Source organism: Mesorhizobium sp. M0816 (assembly GCF_040320005.1).
Lineage (GTDB): Bacteria > Pseudomonadota > Alphaproteobacteria > Rhizobiales > Rhizobiaceae > Mesorhizobium.
On sequence record NZ_JAMYOT010000004.1, the window covers coordinates 100,560 to 113,340 of the forward strand.

Below are 12,781 nucleotides of genomic sequence, written 5' to 3' on the forward strand. Positions count from 1 at the left end.
GGCCGAGGATTTCATATGGCTCACAGGAACCGGCTGACGGCGGGCGCGCTCTGCGCCGGGATTTTCCTCATCGTCGCCGCAAGTGCGTTCTTCTATTTTCAGCAACCGAGTTCCGCCGACGGCAAGGCGATGATCCTTCCCGTCGACCCGGCGCCGCTGGTCGCGGTGACGAAGGCCGGCGAGCGTTCTTTTTCGGTCGAAATCGCCGACACGCCCGCCGAGCGCGAGGCCGGCCTGATGTTCCGCCACCACATGGCCGACAATCACGGCATGCTGTTCGTGTTCGGTGCGCCGCAGGATGTGAGCTTCTGGATGAAGAATACGCCGATGCCGCTCGACTTGGTCTTCGTCGGCCAGGACGGCCGGATCCGGGCGATCAGGCAAGGCGAGCCGCAGTCGGAGGCGATCATCTCGCCGGACGAGCCGGTGCGCTTCGTACTCGAGCTCAAGGCAGGCACCGCCGCCAAAAAGGGCATTGAGGACGGCGACCTGCTGCGCCATCCGGCCATCGGCACGGCGCCGGGGCCGGCCATGCCGCCGCCCGACAAGGGCGATGCGCCGAGTGTCGATTCCGACTGAGCGGGCAGGATCTTCGGCCGATGCAGTTCTTCTCCCATGACGGTTTCGACCTTGCTTTCCTTGACCGCCAGCCGGCATCGGGGCAGGGCGATCCGGTGCTGATGATCCACGGCTTTGCCTCGAGCCATTACGTCAACTGGGTGTCGCCCGGCTGGTTCAAGGCGCTGAACGACGCCGGCTACCGTGCCATCGCCTTTGACAATCGCGGCCATGGGTCGTCGTCGAAGAGCTATGACGAAGCCGACTACACGCCGGCAAAAATGGCGTCGGACGCGGCAGCGCTTTTGAACCATCTCGGCATCGAACGCGCTCATGTCATGGGTTATTCGATGGGCGCGCGCATATCGGCCTTCCTGGCGCTCTCCGACCCGGAGAAGGTGGCGACGCTGGTCTTCGGCGGTCTCGGCGTCGGCATGGTCGACGGCGTCGGCGACTGGGATCCGATAGCCGACGCCCTTCTGGCCGACGATCCGGCAGGCACCAGCGATCCGCGCGGCCGCTCGTTCCGCGCCTTCGCCGATCAGACCCGCAGCGATCGCCGGGCGCTCGCCGCCTGCATCGCCACCTCACGCGAATTGCTGAGCGAGGCCGACATTGCCCGCATTGCCCAGCCGACCTTGATTGCGGTGGGAACCAAGGACGACATCGGCGGCTCGCCGGATGAACTCGCCGCTTTGATGCCCAACGCCAGGGCTTTTCACATCGAAGGCCGCGACCATATGCTGGCGGTCGGCGACAAGACCTTCAAGCAGCGCGTGCTGGAGTTTTATGCCGAGCATCGGTTTTGACGGATGGCTCCCCAAAAGCGGCCATTGGGCCTGAAGCTGGGGTTCTTAGCGGTTTTGCAACTCTACGGGGGTAACTAAGCGTCACGCGTGGATCGGTTCAAACCCGCCACGCGCTGAACGAGGGGCAGAGGGTACGATGGCACAATGGGGAAGAAGCGACGCCGCTTTGCTGGGCGTCGTTGCGAAAAGCAGGTTCGGCGAATGGTCCGTTGTTCTAGCGCTGGCTGCATTGGTGGCAGGCGCGATGGCGATCACCGCGTTGATGGCAATGCCGAGCGACGCGTCCGTGCTTATCCAGCACAGTGTGACAGGCTTCTTCATGGCGGTATTTTTCCTGGTCGGGCCATTGGCGCATCTTACCGGCGCGGTCTTCGGGCTGATGGCGCTGGGTCGTCCAAACGACAATCGTTTGCTCGGCCTGGCTGGCATCGTGGTCAACGGCGCGTCGCTTGCCGCCGGGGTGTTTATGCTGTGGGCCATGGCATCGACCATAGGCGCGTTTACGTGATTTCGGGCAAATCTTCCGGACGCAAGTGGCCGACGCGTCGGGCTACGATCGGCGCGGGCTGTGCCCCAGCGCCCTGAGCGAGCGCGCCATGTTATGCCGGGCCTGGGTTTCGAAGCGCCGGCGGAACTCCTTGCTGTGGAAGACATGCGGGCGGGCGAGGAAGCCATTCAGGACTGCGGCACGGCCGGCCCGCCACATCGGCTCATCGACCCACTTATATTCGCGGCGGACCGCCTGTTCATAAGCGTCGAACACGTCGGGCGCAGCACCCAGGATCGCCAGGTCCATGTCGAGGAACAGCGCCGCGTCACGAACCGAATGCTGGTCGCCAAGGGGCGGCAATTCGTGGCCGGCAGTGGCAGTGATCATCGCCGCGATGCGACCGATGCGTTGTGCATCGGCGCGGCCGGCGAGCTTTTCCTCGGCAAGTGCGGCACTCCTCGCCTCATTGTCCTTGGCGCGGCTGTCGTAGATCGCGTCGTGGAACCAGATCGCTGCCTCGACTGCTTCAGGATCATGCAACAACGCCTTGTAATCATTGGCCAGCGCCAGCGTCGCCTCGATGTGGCCAAGGTCGTGGTAGTGGCGATCTTCGGCCTCATAGAGCGCGGAAAGCTCGCGCTTCAGGGTCTCGTCCATCAAGGTTGCGTTTTCCATGGCTGCTTGAAATTCCGCCAACCAAATCCATTTCACGAAGCACTAAGGAAAATTGAGTTCACCCGTGCTATGATCTGGCTTATAGGTGCGGCCGGAGAATAGGCAAGCCGCCAACCGAGACATTGGATGGCCGAGACATTGGATGGCCGGAGACATCAGATGAACAGCGTTACGATTTCCCGTCCCACCAGGGTGCAGCCGGTAGATCCGATCTGGCGTTCGATCCGCGACGAAGCGATGGAAGCGGTCAACCGCGATCCGCTGCTGGCGGCGTTCCTCTATTCGACCATCCTCAATCAGGAAAACCTGGAAGAAGCGGTCATTCACCGGCTGGCCGAGCGCCTCGCCCATCAGGACATCGGCTCCGACCTCATCCGCCAGACGTTCAAGGCGATGGCGGCCGACGACAAGGACTGGTCGACGACGGTGCGCGTCGATATCCAGGCCTATTACGACCGTGATCCGGCATGCGACCGCTTCATCATGCCGGTGCTCTACTTCAAGGGTTTTCACGCCATCCAGACGCACCGGCTGGCGCATTGGCTGTGGAACCAGGGCCGCCAGGACTTCGCGCTGTATCTGCAGAGCCGGTCGTCCTCGGTGTTCCAGACCGACATCAATCCGGCTGCCCGCATCGGCAAGGGCATCTTCCTCGACCACGCCACCGGCCTCGTCGTCGGCCAGACGGCGGTGATCGAGGACGACGTGTCGATCCTGCACGGCGTGACGCTGGGCGGCACCGGCAAGGCCGGCGGCGACCGCCATCCCAAGATCCGCTACGGCGTGCTGATCGGCGCCGGCGCCAAGATCCTCGGCAACATCGAGATCGGCCATTGCTCGAAGATCGCGGCCGGCTCGGTGGTGCTGTCGCCGGTACCGCACAACAAGACGGTTGCCGGCGTGCCGGCCCGCGTCGTCGGCGAGACCGGCTGCGACCAGCCTTCGCGGCAGATGGACCAGCTGTTGCCATCGCAGACGATGGACCACGTCGTCAGCTTCGACATCTGAGTGCTCGGGCAGGGGCTTGTCGCGTCGGACCAACTATCAATGTCGGCGCTGCCCCTCATCTGCCTGCCGGCATCTTCTCCCCGTATAGTGACGGGGAGAAGGGGCTGACTGCGGCCTCGGCACTGTTTCTGTAACGCTGGAGATTGGCGAAATTTTTTGCGAAGGCGGCCTTCTCCCCGTCACTATACGGGGAGAAGTGCCCGGCAGGGCGATGAGGGGCAGCGCAAACCTGAGGCGATTGCCCGTGTTCTCTCGCCGGCTTGCCTTTACATGGCCATTGTCGACGTGCCAGAAGCGCGCTCAAACGAAGAAGCCGACGATCGGAGAAGACTGTTGAAGCCGGACGAAATCAGAAAGCTGGACGCCTATTTCAAGCGCACCTTCCAGAACCCTAAACTCGAAGTGAAGGCGCGGCCGCGCAAGGAAGATTCGGCCGAGGTCTATGTCGGCGACGAGTTCCTCGGCATCGTCTTCAAGGACGAGGACGACGGCGATTATAATTTCTCGATGGCGATCCTCGACATCGATCTGGCCTGAGTTGGGAGTTTAGCTGGCCGCTACGCCTCAAGCGCTGCGGCGGTACGGAACCTTGCAGGACGCCGGCGGAACAGCGCCCTCCTCTGGCCTGCCGCCCATCTCCCCCACCTGGGGGGAGATTGGCAGCCTCGGCGCTGCACTCTTCCTGCAACATTGGAGACTGGCGAAAGCCAAGATGACGGCCGATCTCCCCCCTCGTGGGGGAGATGTCCGGTAGGACAGAGAGGGGCGCGAAGGATCGCTACGGAACGGCTCGTTTCGTTGCTTACCGCCCGGTCTTCAGCACACGTGCCGCCTCGCCCGAAATCGCCGCGTCGAGCCCCTGCCAGTCGCCCAGGAATTCCCGGGGGAAGCGGTAGGTAAGGCTGAGATTGTCGCCGACCAGGATGTCGCGTTCGCAGGGCGCCAGCGATTCGTCCGAGCTCGGGCCGCTCAGGCAGCGTGCGACGAACGGATCCTTGCCGGGGCGATCGGCGACCGCCAGCACTTCGTTCAGATAGCCTGATTTTTCGCTGAAGGCGTAAAGCGTGGTGCCGCCAGGGCCGGGCGTACCCGGCTTGGCGATCAGCGCGCTGTAGATCGGCGCGAAGCGGCCGCTCATGTCGCGCGACATCATCTGCGGCTCGAACGACAGGAAGACGATGTCCTTGCTGGGTCCGGTGTGGTTGAAGTCGTTGCGGGCAGCCTCGCTGTAGCCGTCCATCTCGGGATAGCGCAGATAGAGGTCGAGTCGCGAGGCGATGCCGTCGCGCCGGGCCTGGGCAAAGCGGATGACATTGGCCGGCACGGCGATGACGTTGTTGCCGATGACGACCTTGTGGACCGTGGTGTCGTCGGTGTACCCGGCCATGGCAATCGAGCGGCCGAACCATTTGCCGCCAAGGCTGATCGCCACCGAAAGCAGCGCCAGCGTCGCGAACGCATAAAACACTCGCTTCATCAGCGTCGAATCGACGACGCTGAGTTGCGGGCCCTCTGTGGCGGCTGCCTGCTTCATCGCGATCCTCATTTGCCGTCCCATCGGGTGTACCTGAACGGCACATCTCGGCGCGCACGGCTCTTGCTTCGCAGCTTTGCGGGCGACTGTGCGATTTCATGGTAAACGGAGGGTAAAGATGGGCCCGGTCGAACAAATCATATTCAGTTTTATGGCTGGGCTGACGGCTTGCGGCCTGACCGGATCGGTGATGGAGCTGATCGCCGGCCGTAGGCTTGCCTTCGTCCAGCCCTATGTATCGTCGAAGCACATGCTGCGCTCGCTCGCCACGACGGCTTGCGCCGGGCCGCTGATGTTCGCCAACGAGGCGCTGGACGCCTGGCGCGAGCGTCGCATCTCGGTGCTGGGGCTGATCTCCTGCGGCTGTACGGCGACCATCTGGGCGCTGGCGCTGGGCATGGTGGTGATCGCCATTGCGTCCTGGGCGGCTTCGCTTCTAGGGTCTGGCAGCTTGTCGGTGTGAGACGATCTGGAGACAGCAATGCCGATCTACGCGATTGACGGAAAAGCGCCCGCCTTCGAGGACGCCGACAGCAACTGGATCGCGCCCGATGCCACCCTGATCGGCAATATCAGCATTGGCCGCAATGCCGGCTTCTGGTTCGGCGTCGTCGTCCGCGGCGACGATGAGCCGATCGTCATCGGCGCCGACACAAATGTGCAGGAGCACACAATCATGCACACCGACGCCGGCTTTCCGCTGACCGTCGGCCAACGCTGCACGATCGGCCATCGCGCCTTGCTGCATGGCTGCACGATCGGCGACAACAGCCTGATCGGCATGGGCGCCATCGTGCTGAACGGCGCGAAGATCGGCAACAACTCGCTGGTCGGCGCCGGTGCGCTGGTCACCGAAGGCAAGCAATTTCCCGACAATTCGCTGATCGTCGGCTCGCCCGCGCGCGTCGTCAGGATGCTCGACGAGGCCGCAGTCGCCAGGCTGCGCGCCTCGGCCGCGCATTATGTGGCCAACGGGAAGAGGTTCAGGGCGGGGCTGAGGAAAGTGTAGCGCCAGTCAGTGAAGGCCGCCTATCGCAAGCCCGGAAATGGTGGAGCCGGCCCGGGGACGGGGCCGGCTCCTTAAACCCGGTCGTTGGGGACGGGGAGGGTGGGGACTCGACCGGGTTTCTCCTAAAGCGCGAAGTCATGCGACGCACTTAACCTCTGCTTTATGCAGGTCGTTATCCCAAAACCGCTACGCGCTTTTGGGCGACATGCCTTGGCGTCCTCAGCGGACGCTGGCGACCGCGTCGGAGCGGCCGTCGTTGATCGTCACCCAGGCGCCGGAATTCCGCTCGGACTGGCGCTTCAGGTAGGTGTAGCCGGTATTGGTCCAGGACAGCACCTTGGGCTGGAGATTGTCGAGGATGAACTCGCCAAGGCTGGTGCGCACGGTCAGCACCGCATGGCCGTCGCCATTGCGCTGGCGCACCACCGTCATCAGCAGATCGCCGGCCGGCACGCCGATGCTCATCAGCTCGCGGCGCTTTTCCAGCGCATAGTCCTCGCAGTCGCCGAAGCCGCTATTGGGAAAGGACCAGACTTCCTCCTTGCCCCACATTTCCATGTCGGTGCGCGGCGCGACCCTGCTGTTGACCGAATTGTTGACCTTGACGATCGTTGCCCACAGCTTGCGGGTCAGCTCGACGGGTGCCCGGCCAGGCGTCCTCTGATTGCATTCCTGCGGAAGCTGCTGGCACAATTCGTAGTGTCCGACCGGCTGCGTGGTGCGGCCGCCGGTGTGCATGAAGGCCGGCTCCGCCGCGTTTACAGTCCCCCAACCGAAAAGCTGCATCGCTATTGCCGCCAGCAACAGCTTGCCCCTCATCCTGTTCATTATTCAGTCTCCCCGTTTGAGGAGACAATGACACGACTGGATTTATTTGACGCAAAAGTGCGAAGTAGACATTAAGTAAAACGCCAATAGAATAAACATAAAATTTGACGCAATTGAATATAGAATTGTTTAAGGATTCCAGCCGGGCATGTTCCCATGCTTCGTCGCACCGTTCGAACAGCCAGGATGGCGGGACAGAGGGGGGCGCGAAGGATCGCCAGCCTCTCTTCCCGATAGTGCTAACGCTTCCGCGTCAGCCGCGCGATGAGCTGAATTCGGTATCGAGCGTTTCCGGCCGCTGGATGACGGCGAACTCGATGGCGAGGCCATCTTCGAAATGCCGCACTATCTGGCCGCGCATGGTGCCCAGCGTCACCTGGACGCCGATGGCCGGCTTGACGTCGATCTCGATCGCCGCGCCCGACAGCGACAGGTCGATGATGCGGCACTGGTACTGGCGTCCGTCGGCAAGCTGCAGCACGCTCGTCGGGTTGCGCGGTGCGACGCGTTCATGGCGGCGGTCTTCCGGCAGGTCGAGCTCGTGCTTGTTGGCAAGCCAGGTCAGTTGCGCGGCGAGCTTGTCCCTCTTGCGCTCCGACGCGATGACGGTCATCGCAAAGCCATCCTGCAGTGTGCGGGTGATGACGCCTTCGATGCGGCCGATGTGATCGATGTAGGCAATGACCTTTTCGCCAGCCAGGCCGGCGCGCTCGGTGCGCAGCGCAACGTTGCCGGGCGACATGTCGACCACCTGGCAGGGATGTTCGGTGCGGTCTTCCAGCATGAAGCGTCCGTAAATTTTCACGCGGACGCGCTGAAAGTTACGCCTTTCAGCTTGGGACGGCGCATGGTCGACCGCCGCTGACCTCATCACTGCCATACCCCGTTCGGCATTCCGCGCATGGATGCGGGGAATTTCAGCGGAAAACTACAACAAAGCAGGTTAACAAAGGGGAAAGCCCGGCGCTGTTGCTTTAAGCTTTGGGCATCATTCCTCGCGTCCGCCGTCGAAGACGACCAGGTGACGGATGCGGCGAGCCTGGCCGAGCGCCGAAATCGTCTCGGGCGGGTCGAATTCCGATGGGGCGAGCGAGGGAACCTCTATCGCCGGCCGGTTCTTCAGGAACATCGGCTCCTTGTCGGGATCGACGACACGGATCGAATCGATCAAGGCGTCGAGAACCGGGTCGGCACCCAGCCAGAAGGGTTTTTCGACGGCGCTTATCACGCCGAGGCAGCGCGGGCTCTCGACACCGCCGTCGAGCGGCAGCGCGAGCAGCTCGAACCTGTTGGACCGGCCGTTGCGGCTGAAACCCTCATAGGTGATGAGCATCACCGATTTCAGGTCGAAGACGCCATCGGTCAGCTTCGAAATCAGTCGCTGGTCCTTCTCGCGCCACAGTGAAGGGAATGAAAACCCCTTGAGTTCGCGGCCATAGACCGCGCAGAGCCTGGTGCCGGCCAGCCGGAACACCGCTTCGCCGCGCGTGTCCTTTTCCAGGATGAACGTGTCGGCCAGCAGCGACTTGATATCGGCCGGTTCGACTTCCGAGCGTTTCGGGGCAGGGCGTCCGTCACGCAACCGGTTCCAATAATGGAACAGCGTGATCGATCCGGTCTGGTTCATGCTAATGCTGCTCCGCGCATTCTGTCTTCTGATGTCCCATCGGTGAACAGAAGGGCGCCCTCCGAAGACCTACATGCGTTGCGGAGCAGGATGCGTGCCAGCATCGTTAATACTTGTTCACGGGTCGGGGCGGTTAAGGTTAACAACTGGTTTACGTTGCGCGCCTGCCAGCCCTGTGGCACACCAAAACCACTCCAGAAGCGGTCGTTTTGCGACGATCGGCAGCACTTCAGTCAAGAGTTCAGGGGGAGCAAGGGGGCTCGACCAGCCGTTCAAGGGAAACCTTGGACGGCTTCTTTTTTTGATTCGGGGCTGCTGATTCGCCGTTTGTGATTCGGTTGGCCGTGATCTACATGCTCGCCAAGTCCAATCCAGCGACTGAGTGCAAGCCATATGAGCGACCCAGAAAGCCCACCGGAGATCGAGCAGGGCGAGAGCGGGCCTGTCGCCCGCGAACCGGAGCGCCGCGAACCGGTGTTCAACCTGCCGCCCGTGGTGCTGGCGGTGATCGGCATCTGCGTCGCGGTCCATCTGATCCGGGTCTATTGGCTGACCGACGACCAGGACTTCGAACTGCTTGTCCGGGCTGCCTTTGTCCCGATCCGCTATTCCGGCCGCTTCGATCTGGATTTCTTCGCGTTTTCGAGCCCTTTTACCTATGCCTTCCTGCATGGCGGCTTTGCCCATCTTGCCATCAACATGGTGTGGCTCGCGGCCTTCGGCTCACCGTTGGCCAACCGCTTCGGCGCGCTGCGCTTCAGCCTGTTCTTCGCCGCGACCGGACTGGCGGCGGTGGCGCTGTTCTGGGCCATGCACCCGCTTGGCGAGGCCCCGCTGGTCGGCGCCTCCGGCGCGATTTCCGGCATGATGGGCGCCGCGGCACGCTACGGCTTCCGCATCGACCGCTCGTCGGGCAAGGCCGCCTTCGCCGGCCGGCCTTTGCCGATGGCGGCGGTGCTGCGCTCGCGCGGCGTCGTCACCTTTCTCGCCATGTGGATGGTGATCAACCTCGCGACCGGCCTCTTCGGCCTGGCGCCTGGCATTGACGGCCAGATCGCCTGGGAAGCCCATATTGGCGGTTTTCTTGCCGGCTTCTTCGGCCTGCGGTTTTTTGATCGGCGAGAGCAGGTGCCCCGGCAGGCGGACGAGCCGGAGACCTGAGACCGCCGCACTTGAAAAGCAACCGATCGCGGCGCACGATGTTCATCCCAGGGAAAGCCGGCCAGGGCAGGAGCCGGCAGGAAATGCAGAGGAGGACGCCATGACTGTTAAGGCAATTCTCGAGGCAAAAGGCCACGACGTGGTGACGCTCGGGCCGAACGAAAAGCTCAGCGAAGCCATCCGCATGCTTTCCGAACACAGGATCGGCGCGCTGGTCATCACCAACGGCGATCACAAGATCGTCGGCATTCTTTCCGAGCGCGATGTGGTGCGGGTTCTCGCCAAGGAGGGGGCGGCGGCGCTCGACCTTGCCATCCGCTCGGCGATGACGCCCAAGGTGAAGATCTGCAATGAGAACCACACCGTCAACGAGGTCATGGAGATCATGACCAAGGGCCGCTTCCGCCATCTGCCGGTGGAGAAGAACGGGCTGCTCGACGGCATCGTGTCGATCGGCGACGTGGTCAAGCGCCGCATCGAGGATGTCGAGCGCGAGGCCGAGGAGATCAGGGCCTATATCGCCACGGCATAGGTGACGGCGGCCGGGTTGCCGGCAGTTCGATTTTTCAAGCTGCTATCGCAGTTCGTCGCGGCAGGTGCGGGCCTGTGCCGCGTCGGCGCGTGCGGCTTTGCGCTTGTCTCTTTTGGCGGTTTGCACTAGCGAAGTTGCACATCAAAATATGCGTTCTCGCATATCCGCAATTTCAATATGCAGGCCCTTATGAGCATCATCGATACCCGCACGCCCGACGCCAAGCGCCTGGTTCCCGGCGCCACCGGCGACTGGGAGATCATCATCGGCCTCGAGGTCCACGCGCAGGTGACCTCGCAGGCAAAGCTGTTTTCCGGCGCCTCGACCATTTTCGGCGCCGCGCCCAACGCCAATGTCAGCCTGGTCGACGCGGCGATGCCCGGCATGCTGCCGGTCATCAACGAGGAATGCGTCAAGCAGGCGATCCGCACCGGGCTGGGCCTGAAGGCCGAGATCAACCACAAATCGGTCTTCGACAGGAAAAACTATTTCTATCCCGACCTGCCGCAGGGCTACCAGATCTCGCAGTTCAAGCAGCCGATCGTCGGCGAGGGCAAGGTGATCGTCTCGGTCGGCCCGGACCGGCAGGGCGAATTCGAGGACATCGAGGTCGGCATCGAGCGCCTGCACCTGGAGCAGGATGCCGGCAAGTCGATGCACGACCAGCATGCGACGATGTCTTATGTCGATCTCAACCGCTCCGGCGTGGCGCTGATGGAGATCGTCTCCAAGCCGGATATGCGCTCCGCCGATGAAGCCAAGGCCTATGTCACCAAGCTGCGCACCATCGTGCGTTATCTCGGCACGTGCGACGGCAATATGGACGAAGGCTCGCTGCGCGCCGACGTCAACGTCTCGGTGCGGCGGCCCGGCGGCGAATTCGGCACGCGCTGCGAGATCAAGAACGTCAACTCGATCCGTTTCATCGGCCAGGCCATCGACTATGAAGCGCGCCGCCAGATTGCCATCCTCGAGGACGGCGGCAGGATCGAGCAGGAAACGCGGCTGTTCGACCCCAATAAGGGTGAGACGCGCTCGATGCGCTCCAAGGAAGAAGCGCATGACTACCGCTATTTCCCCGATCCCGATCTTCTGCCGCTGGAATTCGACCAGGCCTATGTCGACGAACTGGCAAAGGACCTGCCGGAACTTCCCGATGCCAAAAAGGCGCGGCTGATCGCTTCGCTTGGCCTGTCGACCTACGATGCCTCGATCCTGGTATCGGAAAAGGCGGTCGCCGATTATTTCGAGAAAGTGGCGGCCGGGCGCGACGGCAAGCTCGCCGCCAACTGGGTCATCAACGACCTCCTGGGTGCCTTGAACAAGGCCGGCAAGGACATTGAAAACGCTCCTGTTTCACCCGACCAGCTTGGTGCTGTCATCGACCTGATCAAGGAAGGCACCATCTCCGGCAAGATCGCCAAGGATCTGTTCGAGATCGTCTGGAACGAGGGCGGCGATCCGCGTCAGCTGGTCGAAAGCCGCGGCATGAAGCAGGTCACCGATACCGGCGCCATCGAAAAGGCGGTGGACGAGGTGATCGCGGCCAACCCGGACAAGGTCGAACAGGCGCGCGCCAAGCCGACCATGGCCGGCTGGTTCGTCGGCCAGGTGATGAAGGCGACCGGCGGCAAGGCCAATCCGCAGGCGGTCAACGAGCTGGTCAAGGCCAGGCTCGGGATCGAGTAGGATGTTCGTCCGCACCGCCGGCGAGCGCGATCTGGCGGCGGTGCGCGCATTGCTGATCGAGACGTGGCATGCCACCTATGACGCCATCTACGGCGCGGCGCGGGTTACCGAAATCACCGATGAATGGCATTCGATCGCCGCGCTCAAGGCACGGCTGACGCGGCCGAACTCGGAGTTCCTGCTCGCCGACGACGGCAAAAGCATCGGCGGCATGGCCTTCGCCGCCGCCACCACGGATCCCGCGATCGTCATGCTGAACCAGCTTTACGTCCATCCGGCCTGGCAGAGGCAAGGCATCGGCCAGGCGCTGCTGGACGAGATCGAGGCCAGCTTTCCGGAGGCCCGGACGCTGCGCGTCGAGGTCGAGGAAGCAAATGCTCCGGCCGTCGCCTTTTACCGCGCGAGAGGGTTCTTGCCCGCCGGCAACACGGCCGATTGCGGCGGCGCCTCGGGCCTGCCGGCGCTGGTTTTGGAGAAGGCGATCGGCTAGCTCGTTCGCCTGGCGCTCAGTTGCGTTTCTCAGGCAGGTTGGAGCAGCCGGCAGCGAGAAACTCGCACGGCAGGCTGCCGCCGCCGCCCGACGTGTGCGGGGGCGTGGCGGCTTCGATTTTTTCCACCTCGTAATATTTCGAGGTGACGCCCCATTTTTTGACGCCCTGGCACGTCGAGCGCACGCCAACCTCCGTCGCCTTCGCCGCCGTCTTGTAATAGGTGGTGATCCGGCAGGATTGGCTGACCGGCAGCGCGTTCGCCGGGCTTGTGACCGGCGGCATGAAGTTCGGTAAAGCAAGCAGCGAGATTGCCGCAATGATCCTGACGGCGGGCATGGCGTGAGGAAGGTGCAGCATCGTTTGTCTCCAT

The 12,781-nt window shown here is 63.0% G+C and carries 17 protein-coding genes; 11 read left to right on the forward strand and 6 right to left on the reverse strand.

Features of this window, described 5'->3' with window-relative positions; translation table 11 throughout:
• The first annotated feature begins 15 nt into the window (after positions 1–15).
• From NKI17_RS07230 to NKI17_RS07240, 3 genes are all read left to right on the forward strand, one after another.
• Positions 16–579, forward strand: a complete 564-nt coding sequence (locus NKI17_RS07230; RefSeq protein WP_352570891.1) for a DUF192 domain-containing protein — start codon at positions 16–18, stop codon at positions 577–579.
• Between the two features lie 20 nt (positions 580–599).
• A complete protein-coding gene (locus NKI17_RS07235) occupies positions 600–1,367 on the forward strand; it encodes an alpha/beta fold hydrolase (protein WP_352570892.1) in 768 nt (255 codons plus the stop codon).
• Positions 1,368–1,503: 136 nt separating this feature from the next.
• A complete protein-coding gene (locus NKI17_RS07240) occupies positions 1,504–1,875 on the forward strand; it encodes a hypothetical protein (RefSeq protein ID WP_352472741.1) in 372 nt (123 codons plus the stop codon).
• A gap of 42 nt (positions 1,876–1,917) precedes the next feature.
• Here NKI17_RS07240 and NKI17_RS07245 read toward each other — a convergent pair whose 3' ends face one another.
• Positions 1,918–2,532 carry an HD domain-containing protein gene (locus NKI17_RS07245; protein ID WP_352570894.1) on the reverse strand — a complete coding sequence of 205 codons (615 nt, stop codon included), beginning with the start codon at positions 2,530–2,532 and terminating at the stop codon, positions 1,918–1,920.
• Positions 2,533–2,691: 159 nt separating this feature from the next.
• Here NKI17_RS07245 and cysE point away from each other — a divergent pair, with 159 nt between their 5' ends.
• The gene (cysE, locus tag NKI17_RS07250; protein WP_023717455.1) at positions 2,692–3,540 is read left to right on the forward strand and encodes a serine O-acetyltransferase; all 849 of its coding nucleotides are present in this window, start codon (positions 2,692–2,694) and stop codon (positions 3,538–3,540) included.
• A gap of 333 nt (positions 3,541–3,873) precedes the next feature.
• Positions 3,874–4,077, forward strand: coding sequence for a DUF3126 family protein (locus NKI17_RS07255; RefSeq protein WP_023674799.1), 204 nt, complete (start codon positions 3,874–3,876; stop codon positions 4,075–4,077).
• A 265-nt stretch (positions 4,078–4,342) separates the two neighbouring features.
• Here NKI17_RS07255 and NKI17_RS07260 read toward each other — a convergent pair whose 3' ends face one another.
• A complete protein-coding gene (locus NKI17_RS07260) occupies positions 4,343–5,074 on the reverse strand; it encodes a hypothetical protein (protein ID WP_352570896.1) in 732 nt (243 codons plus the stop codon).
• 118 nt (positions 5,075–5,192) lie between these two features.
• On the opposite strand from NKI17_RS07260, the gene NKI17_RS07265 reads away from it, so the two are divergent.
• Both NKI17_RS07265 and NKI17_RS07270 read left to right on the forward strand, forming a co-directional pair.
• Positions 5,193–5,537 carry a DUF6949 family protein gene (locus tag NKI17_RS07265; RefSeq protein WP_352570897.1) on the forward strand — a complete coding sequence of 115 codons (345 nt, stop codon included), beginning with the start codon at positions 5,193–5,195 and terminating at the stop codon, positions 5,535–5,537.
• Positions 5,538–5,555: 18 nt separating this feature from the next.
• Complete coding sequence (locus tag NKI17_RS07270; protein WP_352570898.1) at positions 5,556–6,083, forward strand: gamma carbonic anhydrase family protein; 528 nt, start codon at positions 5,556–5,558, stop codon at positions 6,081–6,083.
• A 219-nt stretch (positions 6,084–6,302) separates the two neighbouring features.
• Here the strand turns inward: NKI17_RS07270 and NKI17_RS07275 are convergent, their stop codons facing one another.
• The 3 genes from NKI17_RS07275 to NKI17_RS07285 form a co-directional block, all read right to left on the reverse strand.
• On the reverse strand, positions 6,303–6,902 hold the full coding sequence (locus NKI17_RS07275; protein ID WP_198023528.1) for a transglutaminase-like cysteine peptidase: 600 nt from the start codon (positions 6,900–6,902) through the stop codon (positions 6,303–6,305).
• Positions 6,903–7,164: 262 nt separating this feature from the next.
• Positions 7,165–7,782 carry a PilZ domain-containing protein gene (locus NKI17_RS07280; protein WP_352570899.1) on the reverse strand — a complete coding sequence of 206 codons (618 nt, stop codon included), beginning with the start codon at positions 7,780–7,782 and terminating at the stop codon, positions 7,165–7,167.
• A 117-nt stretch (positions 7,783–7,899) separates the two neighbouring features.
• Complete coding sequence (locus tag NKI17_RS07285; protein ID WP_352492545.1) at positions 7,900–8,538, reverse strand: PAS domain-containing protein; 639 nt, start codon at positions 8,536–8,538, stop codon at positions 7,900–7,902.
• 393 nt (positions 8,539–8,931) lie between these two features.
• Here NKI17_RS07285 and NKI17_RS07290 point away from each other — a divergent pair, with 393 nt between their 5' ends.
• The 4 genes from NKI17_RS07290 (at position 8,932) to NKI17_RS07305 (ending at position 12,410) form a co-directional block, all read left to right on the forward strand.
• On the forward strand, positions 8,932–9,699 hold the full coding sequence (locus tag NKI17_RS07290; protein ID WP_352570900.1) for a rhomboid family intramembrane serine protease: 768 nt from the start codon (positions 8,932–8,934) through the stop codon (positions 9,697–9,699).
• Positions 9,700–9,799: 100 nt separating this feature from the next.
• The gene (locus NKI17_RS07295; protein WP_023717464.1) at positions 9,800–10,231 is read left to right on the forward strand and encodes a CBS domain-containing protein; all 432 of its coding nucleotides are present in this window, start codon (positions 9,800–9,802) and stop codon (positions 10,229–10,231) included.
• Positions 10,232–10,420: 189 nt separating this feature from the next.
• Positions 10,421–11,920, forward strand: coding sequence for an Asp-tRNA(Asn)/Glu-tRNA(Gln) amidotransferase subunit GatB (gatB, locus tag NKI17_RS07300; RefSeq protein WP_023674811.1), 1,500 nt, complete (start codon positions 10,421–10,423; stop codon positions 11,918–11,920).
• 1 nt (position 11,921) lies between these two features.
• The gene (locus NKI17_RS07305; RefSeq protein ID WP_352905563.1) at positions 11,922–12,410 is read left to right on the forward strand and encodes a GNAT family N-acetyltransferase; all 489 of its coding nucleotides are present in this window, start codon (positions 11,922–11,924) and stop codon (positions 12,408–12,410) included.
• A gap of 16 nt (positions 12,411–12,426) precedes the next feature.
• Here the strand turns inward: NKI17_RS07305 and NKI17_RS07310 are convergent, their stop codons facing one another.
• Entirely contained in the window at positions 12,427–12,768 is a 342-nt protein-coding gene (locus NKI17_RS07310) for a hypothetical protein (protein ID WP_352905564.1), read from the reverse strand.
• Positions 12,769–12,781 lie beyond the last annotated feature (13 nt).

What these genes read in the sequence shown, in the direction of transcription:
- NKI17_RS07235 (WP_352570892.1), top strand. Translation starts at nt 600, where the DNA reads ATGCAGTTCTTCTCCCATGACGGTTTCGACCTTGCTTTCCTTGACCGC.
- gatB (WP_023674811.1), top strand. Translation starts at nt 10,421, where the DNA reads ATGAGCATCATCGATACCCGCACGCCCGACGCCAAGCGCCTGGTTCCC.
- NKI17_RS07245 (WP_352570894.1), bottom strand. Translation starts at nt 2,532, where the DNA reads ATGGAAAACGCAACCTTGATGGACGAGACCCTGAAGCGCGAGCTTTCC.
- cysE (WP_023717455.1), top strand. Translation starts at nt 2,692, where the DNA reads ATGAACAGCGTTACGATTTCCCGTCCCACCAGGGTGCAGCCGGTAGAT.
- NKI17_RS07230 (WP_352570891.1), top strand. Translation starts at nt 16, where the DNA reads ATGGCTCACAGGAACCGGCTGACGGCGGGCGCGCTCTGCGCCGGGATT.
- NKI17_RS07290 (WP_352570900.1), top strand. Translation starts at nt 8,932, where the DNA reads ATGAGCGACCCAGAAAGCCCACCGGAGATCGAGCAGGGCGAGAGCGGG.
- NKI17_RS07260 (WP_352570896.1), bottom strand. Translation starts at nt 5,074, where the DNA reads ATGAAGCAGGCAGCCGCCACAGAGGGCCCGCAACTCAGCGTCGTCGAT.
- NKI17_RS07310 (WP_352905564.1), bottom strand. Translation starts at nt 12,768, where the DNA reads ATGCTGCACCTTCCTCACGCCATGCCCGCCGTCAGGATCATTGCGGCA.
- NKI17_RS07280 (WP_352570899.1), bottom strand. Translation starts at nt 7,782, where the DNA reads ATGAGGTCAGCGGCGGTCGACCATGCGCCGTCCCAAGCTGAAAGGCGT.
- NKI17_RS07240 (WP_352472741.1), top strand. Translation starts at nt 1,504, where the DNA reads ATGGCACAATGGGGAAGAAGCGACGCCGCTTTGCTGGGCGTCGTTGCG.
- NKI17_RS07285 (WP_352492545.1), bottom strand. Translation starts at nt 8,538, where the DNA reads ATGAACCAGACCGGATCGATCACGCTGTTCCATTATTGGAACCGGTTG.
- NKI17_RS07305 (WP_352905563.1), top strand. Translation starts at nt 11,922, where the DNA reads ATGTTCGTCCGCACCGCCGGCGAGCGCGATCTGGCGGCGGTGCGCGCA.
- NKI17_RS07275 (WP_198023528.1), bottom strand. Translation starts at nt 6,902, where the DNA reads ATGAGGGGCAAGCTGTTGCTGGCGGCAATAGCGATGCAGCTTTTCGGT.
- NKI17_RS07270 (WP_352570898.1), top strand. Translation starts at nt 5,556, where the DNA reads ATGCCGATCTACGCGATTGACGGAAAAGCGCCCGCCTTCGAGGACGCC.
- NKI17_RS07295 (WP_023717464.1), top strand. Translation starts at nt 9,800, where the DNA reads ATGACTGTTAAGGCAATTCTCGAGGCAAAAGGCCACGACGTGGTGACG.
- NKI17_RS07265 (WP_352570897.1), top strand. Translation starts at nt 5,193, where the DNA reads ATGGGCCCGGTCGAACAAATCATATTCAGTTTTATGGCTGGGCTGACG.